The organism is Pseudomonas sp. NPDC098747 (assembly GCF_044760045.1).
Classification (GTDB): domain Bacteria; phylum Pseudomonadota; class Gammaproteobacteria; order Pseudomonadales; family Pseudomonadaceae; genus Aquipseudomonas.
Genome location: NZ_JBIWAL010000071.1, coordinates 7,302 through 21,145, shown reverse-complemented (window position 1 = coordinate 21,145; position 13,844 = coordinate 7,302). Strand labels below are relative to the sequence as shown.

At 57.7% G+C, this 13,844-nt stretch carries 12 protein-coding genes; 4 read left to right on the top strand and 8 right to left on the bottom strand.

All coding sequences use genetic code 11. The features are described 5' to 3' along the window. Positions 1 to 771, top strand: a 771-nt coding sequence (locus ACIQVE_RS26500) for an RHS repeat-associated core domain-containing protein (RefSeq protein WP_402814220.1), incomplete at its 5' end; no start/stop codon positions are given. A gap of 10 nt (positions 772 to 781) precedes the next feature. After that, the gene (locus tag ACIQVE_RS26495) at positions 782 to 1,198 is read left to right on the top strand and encodes a hypothetical protein (RefSeq protein WP_402814217.1); all 417 of its coding nucleotides are present in this window, start codon (positions 782 to 784) and stop codon (positions 1,196 to 1,198) included. 85 nt (positions 1,199 to 1,283) lie between these two features. On the opposite strand, the gene ACIQVE_RS26490 is transcribed toward ACIQVE_RS26495, so the two are convergent. Together ACIQVE_RS26490 and ACIQVE_RS26485 are read right to left on the bottom strand one after the other, a co-directional pair. Continuing rightward, positions 1,284 to 3,074 (bottom strand): bifunctional diguanylate cyclase/phosphodiesterase, encoded by a 1,791-nt coding sequence (locus ACIQVE_RS26490; RefSeq protein WP_402814214.1) that lies wholly within the window; start codon positions 3,072 to 3,074, stop codon positions 1,284 to 1,286. A gap of 134 nt (positions 3,075 to 3,208) precedes the next feature. Beyond that, the gene (locus ACIQVE_RS26485) at positions 3,209 to 5,293 is read right to left on the bottom strand and encodes a carboxy terminal-processing peptidase (RefSeq protein ID WP_191627742.1); all 2,085 of its coding nucleotides are present in this window, start codon (positions 5,291 to 5,293) and stop codon (positions 3,209 to 3,211) included. 138 nt (positions 5,294 to 5,431) lie between these two features. On the opposite strand from ACIQVE_RS26485, the gene ACIQVE_RS26480 reads away from it, so the two are divergent. Continuing rightward, positions 5,432 to 6,394, top strand: a complete 963-nt coding sequence (locus ACIQVE_RS26480; RefSeq protein ID WP_402814211.1) for a zinc-binding dehydrogenase — start codon at positions 5,432 to 5,434, stop codon at positions 6,392 to 6,394. Positions 6,395 to 6,529: 135 nt separating this feature from the next. Here the strand turns inward: ACIQVE_RS26480 and ACIQVE_RS26475 are convergent, their stop codons facing one another. The 6 genes from ACIQVE_RS26475 to ACIQVE_RS26450 all read right to left on the bottom strand — a co-directional run bounded on the left by ACIQVE_RS26475 (position 6,530) and on the right by ACIQVE_RS26450 (position 11,883). Further along, the gene (locus tag ACIQVE_RS26475; RefSeq protein ID WP_402814208.1) at positions 6,530 to 7,183 is read right to left on the bottom strand and encodes an HAD family hydrolase; all 654 of its coding nucleotides are present in this window, start codon (positions 7,181 to 7,183) and stop codon (positions 6,530 to 6,532) included. Positions 7,184 to 7,217: 34 nt separating this feature from the next. Further along, positions 7,218 to 8,207 (bottom strand): ABC transporter ATP-binding protein, encoded by a 990-nt coding sequence (locus tag ACIQVE_RS26470; protein ID WP_402814205.1) that lies wholly within the window; start codon positions 8,205 to 8,207, stop codon positions 7,218 to 7,220. Next, on the bottom strand, positions 8,204 to 9,004 hold the full coding sequence (locus ACIQVE_RS26465; protein WP_402814203.1) for an ABC transporter permease: 801 nt from the start codon (positions 9,002 to 9,004) through the stop codon (positions 8,204 to 8,206). Before ACIQVE_RS26465 ends, ACIQVE_RS26470 begins: the two co-directional genes overlap by 4 nt. Then, positions 8,991 to 9,827, bottom strand: a complete 837-nt coding sequence (locus ACIQVE_RS26460; protein WP_402814223.1) for an ABC transporter permease — start codon at positions 9,825 to 9,827, stop codon at positions 8,991 to 8,993. Before ACIQVE_RS26460 ends, ACIQVE_RS26465 begins: the two co-directional genes overlap by 14 nt. Positions 9,828 to 9,832: 5 nt before the next feature. Further along, positions 9,833 to 10,639, bottom strand: coding sequence for an alkaline phosphatase family protein (locus ACIQVE_RS26455; RefSeq protein ID WP_402814200.1), 807 nt, complete (start codon positions 10,637 to 10,639; stop codon positions 9,833 to 9,835). Positions 10,640 to 10,815: 176 nt separating this feature from the next. Then, positions 10,816 to 11,883, bottom strand: a complete 1,068-nt coding sequence (locus ACIQVE_RS26450) for an ABC transporter substrate-binding protein (RefSeq protein ID WP_402814197.1) — start codon at positions 11,881 to 11,883, stop codon at positions 10,816 to 10,818. A gap of 351 nt (positions 11,884 to 12,234) precedes the next feature. On the opposite strand from ACIQVE_RS26450, the gene ACIQVE_RS26445 reads away from it, so the two are divergent. Further along, positions 12,235 to 12,948, top strand: coding sequence for a UTRA domain-containing protein (locus ACIQVE_RS26445; protein ID WP_047300343.1), 714 nt, complete (start codon positions 12,235 to 12,237; stop codon positions 12,946 to 12,948). The last annotated feature ends 896 nt before the right edge of the window (positions 12,949 to 13,844 follow it).

The following is a 13,844-nucleotide window of genomic DNA, read 5'->3' as shown; positions in this document are numbered from 1 at the left end:
ACCCTGGCCGGCGAGGAATACCTGGACCAGCCGCTGCGCTTTCAGGGGCAGTATTTCGATGAAGAAAGCGGCCTGCATTACAACCGGCATCGGTACTACGACCCACGACTTGGACGGTATCTGACGCCGGACCCGATCAAGTTGGCGGGCGGGTTGAACTCGTATCAGTACGTGCCGAATCCGACGGGCTGGGTGGATCCGTTGGGGTTGAGTTCCAACTGTCCGCCGCCGGGTAAGCCGGGTTGTAAGGTGCCGGGTGATGTAAGTGGCGCTAAGGTTGATGAAGGTGAGCCAGCGCTGCCGAAGATGACAGCGCAGGAGCGGAGGGCCAGGATTGATGAGTTGGCAGAGGCAAATGCAAAGCGACGCGTCCACGAGTATGAAAAGCTTTATGACATGCATACCGTAGCTAAACATAATCCGGAAATACCGGACAAAGCGTTGAAGCAGAGATCCATTGACGGTAGCCATCCGATAAAGAAGGGAGTTAAAGAAGGCGTTAACTCAAGTTCTCAATTTCGGAATTGGTTACTTCAGCTTCATGCAATTAATGATGCTATCTCGCGAATGAGTCGAACGCCCCCGGCCCCTACCGGGTTTACAAATAAGGGCGATCCAGTAGTAAGAAAGGAGATGCCAGGCGGTGGTAGAGGATATAAGCCAAATAAAAAGGATAAGCAGAACCCTAAGTACGTGGATGAACTAAATTACTCTGAAGTGAGGTTTCGTAACCAAAATAGTCAGAGTCCTTATACGGCATTTCCAGATTAGGGAGTTTTATATGTTGAAGTGGCCAGAGTTCGATATTCCGTTTATTCCCCAGCTATCTTATTGGCTGGGGGGGATAGAGACATTTGATCGTGAAGAAACCAGAGGCGTGGCTTTGTCGGCTTATGATCCGAACAAACCTCACGATAGAGCGGTGGTGATAAGGGAGTTTATTCTTAACAATTTTCCAGGTTTTACTTATCGGCATAAATTTCTGATGGTTGAGATTCTTGAAGATGCCTTGAACTCTCCCGATTTTGATTTTTCAAAACAGTTTGAGGATGACTATGACTCAAATACTTGCGTTGCGTGGGATGAAACAGTGGTAGATGATCCGCGCGGGTTTTTTGAAGATATACATAAATTAGCCATTGAGGAGTGGAGTGACGACTTAAACAAGGCGAGAGTTGAGAGTCGATCGTTGTGGTAGTTTTTACGGACCCTAAAACTGAATGTCTGGACTGGCCCCTTCGCGAGCAAGCTCGCTCCCACAGAGATTTGTGTTGATGGAGGAATCAGCGTTGGCCGATAAGTTGCTGTGCGTGGACGTCGAGCGCGGTGATGGTGTCTAGCAAATGCACGCTATACCCCGGAATATTCTTCGCATGATGCTTAGCCTGCGAAGCCATCTCCGCAAGCTGACTGGCGTCGAGTTGCGCACACGCTTCAGGATGCAAATGCACCACGCCGATAGACAGTGACAGCAGCGGAAACTCCTGCCGCACCCCCTGACGATTTGGGGCGATGAAGCAGCCGGCTTCGAGGTGTTCGGGGCGGTAGAAGCGGCGGCATTGGCTTTGGAAGTCGTCGAGCAATTGGTTGAGGCGTTTGCGCCAGTCTTCGGGGCCGAGGACGAGGAGGAAGTCGTCGCCGCCGATGTGGCCGACGAAGTCGCGGGAGGGGTCGACGCGTTCGTTGAGGCATTGCGCAAGGCACAGCAGAACTTCGTCGCCGCGGCCGTAGCCGTAGATGTCGTTGAAGGGTTTGAAGCTGTCGATGTCGACGTAGCAGATGACCGATTCGCGGCCTTGCTGCAGCAGGCGTGTCAGGCATTGCTGTATCGGCACGTTGCCGGGCAGCAAGGTCAGCGGGTTGGCGTAGCGGGCCTGCTGGATTTTCAGTTCAGTGATCAGTTTGAGCACGTCGATCACCCGGCCAAGGCCGAGGTAGCCGCCGTTGAGGGTGATGATGAAATCTTCTTCAATGCGCTGACGGGCGCGGCTGGTGATCAGGCGGCTGACCTGTTGCAGCGACTGGCTCATCTCTACGGCGAGGAAGTCGTCATTCATCAATCGGCTGATCGGTTTGCGCGCGAACAGATCGGTGGCAAACGGTTTGAGCAGGGCATCAGACAGGGAGTGGCGGTGAACAATGCCGCAAGGCTGGCCTTGTTCGTCGAGGACTGCCAGCGAGTTGAGATTGGCCTGGCGGCGGAAGGCTTCCAGCACGGTGGCGGTCGGCGTATCGCGAGGCACGGCCGGTTGCTCGTTGAGCAGTGCGCTGAGGTCGCTGCCTTCATCGTTCAGTGCTACGGCGCTGCTGTCGTGTTTAGGCATCAAGGCGCGGGCGTCGCGGGGTGGATGCTCTTGTGGGCGACCGAGCAAGTAACCCTGCACCAGGTCGACACCCATTTCGGTCAGCACCGCCAGTTCTTCCGGCAATTCGATACCTTCGGCAATCACCTGCGCCCGTGAGGCTTTGGCGATTTGCAGGATCGACCCGACGAACTCGCGCTTCAATGCATCCTGATGAATGCCGTCGATAAAGTGTCGGTCGATTTTCACGTAATCCGGGCGCAGTTCCGACCACAGGCGCAGGCTCGAGTACCCGGCGCCGAGGTCGTCCAGCGCAATGGAAAAACCCATGGCCCGATAGTGATGCAGCGCGGTTTGTAGCAGTTGGAAGTCGTCGATCGGCGTCTGTTCGGTGAGTTCGATCACCACCTGGCTGGGTGGAATGCCTAAGTCCTGCAGCAGTTGCAAAGTGCGCCCCGGCTGGTGCGCGGCTTCGAGCAGGGATTCCGGTGAGACGTTAAGAAACAGCTTGCCCGGCAGTTGCTGCTCGCTGAAACGGCGGCAAGCGCTTTGTCGGCAGGCAATTTCCAGTTCGCTCAGGCGCCCGGCCTGACGTGCCACGGCGAACAGCGCGATAGGCGAATGCAGCGGGCTATTGGACGGGCCACGGGTGAGGGCTTCGTAACCGAGAATGCGGCGCTCGGAGAGACAGATGATCGGCTGGAACAGGCTGTGCAATCCGCCTTGAGTCAGGATTGAGCTCAAGGCACTCAGCTGTTCTGTCGTGGTCATGGCAATCTCTGGCGATAAAAAAAGGACTGGGAGCGCTCTCGATGAAAAGAGTGGCTCCCAGTCCTTTATTGCACGACAGAATGATGACTGTTTGATGACGATCCGGGGATCGTCAGCATTAAATTGCCATCACCTTACTTCTTGGCCACCTGGTTGCTCAGCTTCAGGTAATCCAGCAGAACGCGCCCGGTTTCGCTCAGGTAGGCATCGTCTTCTGGTTTGACCTTGTCCGGCTCGGCTGCCGCGAGAGCGTCCTCGTCTTCTTTTTTCAGCTCTTTGAGCGGCTCTTCGCCCTTGGCCTTGCGACGGATGTTCTCCATCACCAGTTGCTTGGCATCGATGTCGGCATGCTGGGCACGACGGTCGGCTTCGTTGAGGCTGACGGTTTTCTCCAGCATCAGTTTCTGCGCCAGCGCCAGCTTGTCACGGATGAACACGAACTCGGCATCCTTGGCGGTGCGTGTGTCGTGTTCGGACTTGAGCTGTGCCAGGTACGGTTTGAACGGATCGGCTGCCGGTTTGATTGCCGCGCGGATGGTGTCCCACGGCATGGCTTCCGGCAGGGCGCTCTCGCCGATTTCCTTGGTGTCGATCAGCGACGGGTAGTCGATGTCCGGCAGGACGCCCTGATGCTGAGTGCTCTGACCGGAAACCCGGTAGAACTTGGCCAGGGTCAGTTTCAGCTCGCCATGGTTCAGCGGCTGAATGGTCTGCACGGTGCCTTTACCGAAGGTCTGGCCGCCGATGATCAGCGCACGGTGGTAGTCCTGCATGGCGCCAGCGAAGATCTCCGAAGCCGAGGCGGACAGCCGGTTGACCAGCAGTGCCATCGGGCCTTTGTAGAACGCACCCGGGTTTTCATCTTCCAGCACGTCGACGCGGCCATCGGCATTACGCACAAGGACGGTCGGGCCCTTGTCGATGAACAGGCTGGTCAGCTCGGTGGCTTCCTGCAGGGAACCGCCGCCGTTATTGCGCAGGTCGATGACCACGCCGTCGACTTTGTCTTTCTGCAGTTCGGTCAGCAGTTTCTTGACGTCGCGAGTGGTGCTCTTGTAATCCGGGTCACCGGCACGGAACGCCTTGAAGTCGAGGTAGAAGGCTGGAATCTCGATCACGCCGAGTTTGTAGTCCTTGCCGTCCTGTTTCAGGTTCAGCACGGATTTCTTCACGGCCTGGTCTTCGAGCTTCACCGCTTCACGGGTGATCGGCACGATCTTGGTGGTCTGGTCGTTCGGTGCATTGCTGGCCGGAATCACTTCCAGGCGCACCACGGTGCCTTTCGGGCCGCGGATCAGCTTGACCACTTCGTCCAGACGCCAGCCGACGACGTCGACCATCTCTTTGTTGCCTTGGGCAACGCCGATGATCTTGTCGGCCGGAGCCACCATTTTGGTCTTGTCGGCCGGGCCTGCCGGCACCAAGCGCACGACTTTCACTTGGTCGTTGTCGCTCTGCAACACGGCGCCAATGCCCTCGAGGGACAGGCTCATGTTGATGTCGAAGTTTTCCGCGTTATCCGGCGACAGATAGTTTGTGTGCGGATCGTATGACATAGCGAAGGTGTTGATGTACGCCTGGAAGATGTCTTCCGGACGGGTCTGGTCCAGACGCGACAATTGATTCTTGTAGCGCTTGGTCAGGGTTTCCTGGATCTGCTTGGGCTCTTTGCCGGCGATCTTCATCCGCAGGACTTCGTCCTTGACGCGTTTGCGCCACAGGTCGTCAAGTTCAGCGGTGGATTTGAGCCAAGGTGCGTCCTTGCGATCAATCAGCAAGGTTTCCTTGGTGTTGAAGTCCATCTTGTCGACGCCTTTGTTCAACTCGGCAAGGGCGAAGTCCAGACGCGATTTGACGCGATCCAGATAGCGCTTGTAGATGGTGAACCCGGCGTTGAGGTCGCCGCTTTTGAGGAAGTCGTCGAACTGGGTCTTCCACTTGTCGAATTCGGCGATGTCGCTGGCCATGAAGTAGCTGCGCGACGGATCCAGCAGCTTGAGGTAGCTGTCGTAGATGATCACCGAGCGCGCATCGTCGAGCGGCGGCTTGCTGTAGTGGTGACGCTTGAGCAACTCGACGACGTTCAGGCTGGCGATGACTTCATCGCGATCAGGCTGCAATTTGTCCCAGCTGTTGGCTGCGAATGTATTGCCCGAGACCGGCAACAGGCCGATACCGATAAAAAGAGCGAGGGCGGTGCTGGGGAGCAAATGCTTCATGCTGATTCGACGCGGGGACAATTGATAACGCATATTAGGCCGTCTTTGAAGTCGCCGGTTCTACAAGAGCCGGTCGCATAATGCAAAAAGCCCGGCGCTACAGCTTCGGGCTCAGTCCAGACTCACTATGGAGGCACTGTGAAGGCATTGCAAGGCGTGGAAGGTCAAGTGGCTTGGGTTGAAGAGCCGAGTCCTACATGTGATGTAGGACAAGTTCGCATTCGCGTGGCGGCAGCGGGCCTCAATCGAGCCGATTTATTACAGAAGGCAGGGCTTTATCCGCCTCCGCCGGGTGCCAGCCAAGTGCTCGGTCTTGAGTGCTCTGGGGTGATCAGCGAGGTCGGCGCAGGTTCGTCCTGGCAGGTTGGCGATCGGGTCTGCGCCCTGCTGGCCGGGGGCGGGATGGCCGAAGAGGTGGTGGTCGACGGCCGGCATGTGCTGCCTGTGCCCGAAGGCGTATCGATGATTGAGGCGGCGGCATTGCCTGAGGTTTATGCAACAGTCTGGCTGAATGTGTTTCAGCTTGCGGCGCTCAAACCGGGTGAGAAAGTTCTCTTGCACGCCGGGGCAAGTGGAATCGGTTCAGCCGCCATTCAGTTGTGCAAGGCGTTCGGCAATCCGTGTTGGGTCAGCGTCGGTTCGGCCGAGCGTTTGGCCTACTGTGAAGGTCTGGGGGCGCAGGGCGGGGTAGTGCGCACCGATGATCTGGAAAGCCTGCGCGACCTCGGCCCGTTCGATGTCATCCTCGATCCGGTCGGTGGCAATTATTCGGCGCTGAATCTCAAGCTGATGGCGCTGGACGGACGCTGGGTGTTGATCGGTCTGATGGGCGGCCGCGAGGCGAAACTGGATCTGGCACAAGTATTGGCCAAGCGCGTGCAACTGCTGGGCTCGACCTTGCGCAGCCGTGACGATCAGTTCAAGGCGGATCTGTTCAGTGACCTTAGCCAGCACGTATGGCCGTTGTTTGCCGAAGGACGCTTGAAACCGCAACTGGCCAAGGCTTTCCCGGTGAACGATGCCGAGGCGGCGTTTGCCGAGCTGGCGAGCAATACGGTGGCAGGGAAACTGGTCTTGGTGATCGACGACAGCCTGAGCTGAAGCCCCTCACCCTAACCCTCTCCCAAAGGGAGAGGGGACTGACCGAGCTGTACTGTCGAGCTACACCAACCTGACATATTGAGTCGAATTCAGATTTTGGTGCCAACCTGCCTGCAATTCCAAATTAAATTTTTGTCATTTCCAAAGATGGATCGGCCAGCCGGATTTTTCAGCGTGCTCAAGCAACACCGGGTCCGGGTTGACCACATGCGGGAAATCCACCTTCAGCAGCAACGGCAGATCATTGCGTGAGTCGGAATAGAAACTCGCGCCTTCCAGATTTTCTTCTTCAGCATCCAGCCATTCCAGCAAACGGGTGATCTTGCCTTCGCGGTAGGTCAGGGTGCCGACGGTATGGCCGCTGTATACGCCGTGCGCGATTTCCAGTTCGATGCCGAGAATTTCGTCGATGCCCAATCGATCGGCAATCGGTTTGACCAGGTGGGTGCCCGACGCCGATATCACCAGAATCCGGTCGCCGGCCTTGCGGTGGGCGGCGATGGTTTTGGTCGCGTCGCTGAAGATGATCGGTTCGATGAAGTCTTCCACCCACGGGCCGACCAGGTGCTCGACTTCTTCCGGCGTGCGGCCGATCATCGGTTCGAGGCTGAACTCCATGTAGTCCTCCATGCGCAATTTGCCATGGCTGTAAGCGTCCATCAGTTCGTTGTTCTTGCGCATGAACGACTCAGGGTCGACCCAGCCCAAGCGTCTCATCTGCTCGCTCCAGAGGGTGGCGCAGTCGCCGTGGATCAGGGTTTCGTCCAGATCAAAAATTGCCAGGGCCATCAGTGCGGTTCTCTCTTCAACGTCAGCAAAGTCATCAGGCTACCTCACACAGGGCCGTCGGATCGATGGAAAGCGCCAGACGTTTACCGTTCGGATGCAGATCGGCGGCCGAACGGTTAAGTACGTCTACCACCAGTTCCACGCCGCGTGCTTCGACGCGATAACGGATGACGTTGCCGAGCAGGCTGTGGCTGCGGATCTGCGCATCGAGTTCGCCGTTGAGACTCAATTCGATGGCTTCCGGGCGAATGGCGATGCGGTGGTTGATCGGGCGCTGCAACAGCTTCGATGCTTCATCCGCGTCGAGCAAGTTGTAGTTGCCGATGAAGCCAGCAGCGAACACATCGACCGGCGCGGTATACAGGGTTTCGGCATCGCCACTTTGTACGATTTTTCCCTGATTCATCAGGAAAATCCGGTCAGACATGGTCAGCGCTTCTTCCTGATCGTGTGTGACGAAGATCGTGGTCAGGCCAAGTTCGCGCTGGATCTGACGGATCTGTTCGCGCAGGTGTTTGCGAATTCGCGCATCAAGGGCTGACAGCGGTTCATCCAGCAGCAACAAACGCGGACGAGTGACCAGCGAACGGGCGAGGGCAACGCGCTGACATTGACCGCCGGAAAGTTGATGCGGATAGCGGCCGGAAAAATCGTTCAACTCAACAAGTTTCAACACCTCGGCAACCCGTTTGTGGCTGTCGTCGGCGTTGACCTTTTGCATGCGCAGGCCGAAGGCGACGTTCTGTTCCACGGTCATGTTGGGGAACAGCGCATAACTCTGGAACACCATGCCGATGCCGCGTTTTTGCGGACTCAGCGGCACGATATCGACGCCATCGAGCAGGATCTTGCCGCCATCCACCGATGTCAGGCCGGCAATGCAACGCAACAGCGTGGATTTTCCGCAACCGGATGGGCCGAGCAGGGTGACGAATTCGCCTTTCTGGATTTCGCAGTCGATGTCGCTGAATACGGTGGTACCCGCATAACTTTTCTGCAGGTGTTGGACGCTGACATAGCTCATTCGCTTTTGTCCTTGTTCAAGATGTTGGCGATCCAGGTCAGGACCAGCACGAATAAGAAGTAGGAGATAACCAGCGCACTGGTGAAGTGGCCGCTGCTGTTGCGCATGTTGTTCAGATAGACCTGCAGGGTTTCGTAGCGGGTGCCGACGAGGATGTTGGCAAACACGAACTCACCGAACAAGAACGAGAACGACAGCAGCAACGCCACCATCAGACCTTTGCGCAGGTTCGGCAACACCACCAGAACCGCCGCCTGGAAGGTGCTGGCACCGAGCAGTTGCGCGGCGTCCATCAGGTCACGCAAGTTGATCGCTTGCAGGTTGTTGGTAATCGCCCGGTACATGAACGGCAGCGCCACGGTGAAGTAGCAACCGATCAGAATCCACGGCGTGCCGACCATCGCCATCGGCCCGGAACCGTAGAGCTGCAACAGGCCCACCGACGACACCACCGGCGGCACCGCGAAGGGCATCAGGATGAGGATGTTCATCAGCGCATCAAGCTTTGGAAAGTGGTAATGCACCACGAACAGCAGCGGCAGAATCAACACCACCGACAGCACCAGCGCGCCGACGCACACCAGCAGCGATTGTCCGAAAGCGTGGAGGAAGCGTGGATCGCCCCACAATTGGATGTACCACTTGAAGGTAAAACCGCTGGGCAGGATGGTTGCCGACCAACTGCTGGCAATCGAGTAGATCAGCGTGCCCACCAGCGGCAGCAAGAGGATGGCGAACAGCAGGTAGACCACGACGCGGTGGTAGACGCCGGCCGGGCCGGATTCAACGCGAGACATGGTAGCTCCTCTTCAACAGCAGTTGATGCACGACGGTGACAATGGTCATCAGCGCGACCAGCACCACGGCCAGCGCACTGGCCAGATTCGGATCGAGCGAAATATCGCCGGAAACCATCGCGGCAATGCGGATCGGCAGGACGTTGAAGTTGCCCGTCGTCAGCGCATACACCGTGGCATAGGCGCCGAGGGCGTTGGCCAGCAGGATCACGAAAGTACCGAGCAGCGCCGGGGTCAGCACCGGCAGGCCGATGTGGCGCCAGAACTGCCAGCCGTTGGCGCCGAGCAGCGCGGCGGACTCGCGCCAGTCTTCACGCAAGGCGTCGAAAGCCGGGTAGAGCAGCAGCACACCTAGGGGAATCTGGAAGTAGGTGTAGAGGATGATCAGCCCGGTTTTCGAGTACAGGTTGAAGTCCTCGATGATTCCGGCCTGCTTGAGCATGATGGTGATGCTGCCGTTGAAACCGAGCAGGATGATGAAGGCGAAAGCCAGGGGTACACCGGCGAAGTTGCTGGTCATGTTGGCGAAGGCATTCACAAAATTGCGCAGTTTCGAGTCGACCCGGCGCAGGGAATACGCACCCAGTACGGCGATGATGATGCCGAATACGCTCGACCAGAAACTGATCTCGAGGCTGTACTGGATCGCCTGCAAATAGAATTTCGAACTGAAAATTTTCGTGAAGTTTTCAACGCCCCAACCAAACTCTTCCGATTGCAGGCTGTTGATCATCACCCAGACCAGCGGGGCGATTTCGAACACGATAAAGAATAAAGCGAAGGGCACCAGGCACAGGGCTGCCAGCCATTTGCCGCGAGTCATTGAGTTCACTTGAGCAGCTCCCGGCACACAGGTTTGTCATGGGGCACGCCGAGCAGTTCGCAGACCGTGCCGCAGATTTCGGTCTGCTTGGGGATGGCGTCTGCGTTGAGGCTGAAAGCGTCGCCGAGGACGAACAGTGGCACTTGGCGTTCTTCCGGCAGCAGGCCGTTGTGCGAGCGGTCGTTGTTCATGCCGTGGTCGGCGGTCACCAGTACCTGGTAACCGGCGTCGAGCCAACCCTGCAAATAGTCGGCGAGGATGATGTCGGCCGAGCGCGCGCTGTTGCGGTACTGCGAGCTGTCGAGGCCGTGCTTGTGACCAGCGTCGTCGATGTTCATCGGGTGGATCAGCAGGAAATTCGGCGTATGGCGCAGGCGCAGGTTTTCCGCGTCGGCGAACAGGTGCGAATCCGGGTAGTGATCGTTCCAGTAGAAATGCCCGTGCTGGATCGGCAGCGATGGATCGTCGGTGTGACGGTCGCGAGCGGCCACGAATGGCGAACGGTTGTACAGCTCGCTGACCCAGTGATAAGCCGCTGCGGCAGTCGTCAGACCAGCGTCGCGGGCGTAGTGATAGAGGCTGCGCTGATTGGACAGGCGCGCGACGTTGTTGTGGACGATGCCGCTGTCGATGGGTGGCACGCCGGTAAGAATGCATTCATAAAGCGGTCGGGACAGGGCCGGCAACTCGCACTCCAACTGATAGAGCGCTGCGCGTCCTGCGCCAACGTAAGCCTGCAGATGCCCCATGGCGTGACGCGCGACCTCGTAGTTGAGGCCGTCGAGCACGACAAGGATGACGTTGTGCTTCATAGGGGCAAAAACTCCGCGTAATTCAAGTATCTCGAAATCAACTCAAGACCCTGTGGGAGCGAGCTTGCTCGCGAATGCGGTCGATCATTCAACATTGATGTCGGCTGATACGACGTCTTCGCGAGCAAGCTCGCTCCCACAGGGATCTCCAACAGTTTTCAGCGGGGTTTACGCTGTTATTTCATCTCTACGATGACTTCTTCGTTCCACTTCTGCGGCAGGGCTTTCGAGGTCTTTTCCCAGGCATCGGCGTCCTTGATCGGGGTGACCTTTTTGTACTGCTCGTTCGGCAGCAGTTTGGCCTTCACGTCTTCCGGCAGTTGCAGGTGTTCGGCACGAATCGGACGCGCATTGCCGCGAGCGAGGTTGGTCTGGCCGGCGTCGCTAAAGATGTATTCGCGGGTCAACTTGGCGGCGTTGGGGTTTTTCGCGTACTTGTTGATGATGGTCGTGTAGCCGGAAATCACCGATCCGTCTGAAGGGATCAGCACGACGTAGTCATCCGGGTTGGCCATCTTGGCTTTATAGCTCAGGCCGTTGAAGTCCCAGACCACGCCGACTTCGATTTCGCCTTTTTCCATGGTGGCGATGGTCGGGTTGGCCATCGAAAGGCGACCCTGCTTGGCGATGTCTGCGAACAGCAGCAGGGCGGGCTGAATATTTTTCTCGTCGCCACCGTTGGCCAGTGCAGCGGCAAGAACGCCGTTGGCGGCTTGTGCGGCGGTGCTCACGTCACCGATGGAAACCTTGTATTTGCCGCCCTTGAGGTCAGCCCATTTGGTTGGCACTTCGGAACCGTGCAGCAGCTTCTTGTTGACGATGAAGGCGATGGTGCCGGTGTAGGCCAGCGCCCAGTTGCCGTCCTTGTCCTTGGCCCAGTCCGGGATTTGATCCCAGGTGGTTGGCTTGTAGGGTTGCACCACGCCTTGCTTGACCGCGATCGGGCCGAAGGCGGCACCGACGTCGCCGATGTCGGCGCTGGCGTTGTCTTTTTCTGCGGCGAACTTGGCGATTTCCTGGGCCGAACTCATGTCGGTGTCGATGTGTTTCAAGCCGTATTTTTTGGCCAGGTCTTCCCAGGTGCCTTTCCAGTTTGCCCAGTCATCGGGCATGCCGACGCTGTTGACGGCGCCTTCCGCTTTCGCAGCGGCTTCGAGGGTTTTCAGATCGGTGTCTGCCGCCATGGCGGCGGTGCACATGGCAATGGTCGAGCCTAACAGTGTTGCCAGGAAAAGCTGTTTCATTCCGAAGCTCCTTGGTGGTGTTCAACGCTGCGATTGCGGTTTGTGTTGGTCTAGGTCAGCAATACCTGAGCCAATTTAAGGGGGCTGGATGACACTTTGATGTCGGTGACCTTGCGTCAGGTGTTTTGTTTGCCCGGTTTTAGCGGCTGCCTGACAAGCTTAGACCATGCTCAAAGCCCCAATGGGCAAGGGACTTGGCCGATGTATTGCAAGTCGTGAGTGCGACCGTTGAGCAGGCTTGTCATCTCTCGGTCATCTGCACTGCCTAGGCTTGCAGTACATGGAAACGGCGTGATCGTCGTGCGGTTTTGCCCCGAAACAGTGCTGGTCTAGTCCAGATAGGTAACGTTGATGCGCGATGAGGCAACAAAAGCGGTGACAGCGATTGGCCAGGTCTTGCAGGAGCAACTCGACCACGGACTTTTGGCGCCCGGCAGCAAGTTGCCAGCCGAGCGCAAGCTCAGTGAGTTGTTCGGCACGACGCGGATTACTGTGCGGGAGGCGTTGTTGCAATTGGAGGCGCAGGGGCAGATATATCGTGAGGAGCGGCGTGGCTGGTTCGTTTCGCCGCCGCGTCTGGCATACAACCTGATGCAGCGCAGTCACTTTCACGCGATGGTCAGTGCGCAGGGGCGGGTGCCTTCGACCGAGGTGATTTCGGCCAGATTGCAACCGGCTTCGGCGGCGGTGTGTGCGTGGTTGCAACTGCCGGCGTTGTCGAGTGTGATTCAGATTTGTCGGTCGCGGCGGATTGATGGGCGGTTGGTGCTTTATGTTGAGCATTATCTGAATCCGCAGTTTTTTCCGGGGATTCTGGAGTTTGATTTGAATCAGTCGATTACCGAGTTGTATGCGCGGCATTACGATTTGCACTATGGGCGGGTGCGGTTTGAGATCGTGCCTACGTCGTTGTCGGTGGATGCGGCGGCGGCTTTGAGGGTTTCGGTGGGGAGTCCGGGGTTAAGGATTGCTCGGGTTAATTATGATCAGCATGAGCGGTTGATTGATTGTGATCTGGAGTTTTGGCGGCATGATGCGATTCACGTTGGGGTTGATGTGGTTTGATGGCTTTGGCTTTGGCTTTGGCTTTGAGTGAATATCCGGTTTTTTGGTAATGGCGGGTTAGGGTTCCGCCCTTACGGCGGGTCACTTTTTCCAGACGCCGAAAAAGTAACCAAAAAGGCTTTACCCTGACGTTCGGCCCGCTCGCTGGGGCTCGGGGTTCCTTCGCTCCGGGACTGATCCGGGCGCATCGCCTCCGGTTTGCTTCGCTGCACCTCCTCTCGATGTGTTCGACTTCGTCGAACGGTCGCTGCGCTCCCACCCCCGGATCAATCCCTCCACTCAGCCTGCCGACGGGCCTTTGAGATCAAGAGCTGCAGCCGAGCTAACGCTCATCCTGTTGAGTGGTGAAGAGCGATGCGGTCGGCTTTGGTTTTGTGTGGGAGCTGGCCTGTCAGCGATGGCGGCCTGACAGCCGACCAGTTTCTAGCCGCCTGCACACAGTCCAATTGTGGGAGCTGGCCTGCCAGCGATGGCGACCTGCAAGCCGGCCAGTCTCTGGCAGCCTGCCCACACTCCAATTGTGGGAGCTGGCTTGCCAGCGATGGCGGCCTGACAGCCGACCAGTCTCTGGCAGCCTGCCCACAGTCCAATTGTGGGAGCTGGCCTGCCAGCGATGGCGACCTGCAAGCCGGCCAGTCTCTGGCAGCCTGCCCACACTCCAATTGTGGGAGCTGGCCTGCCAGCGATGGCGACCTGCAAGCCGACTGATTTCTAGCCGCCTGCCCACATTCCAATTGTGGGAGCTGGCTTGCCAGCGATGGCGGCCTGACAGCCGACCAGTTTCTAGCCGCCTGCGCACAGTCCAATTGTGGGAGCTGGCCTGCCAGCGATGGCGACCTGCAAGCCGACTGATTTCTAGCCGCCTGCCCACATTCCAATTGTGGGAGCTGGCTTGC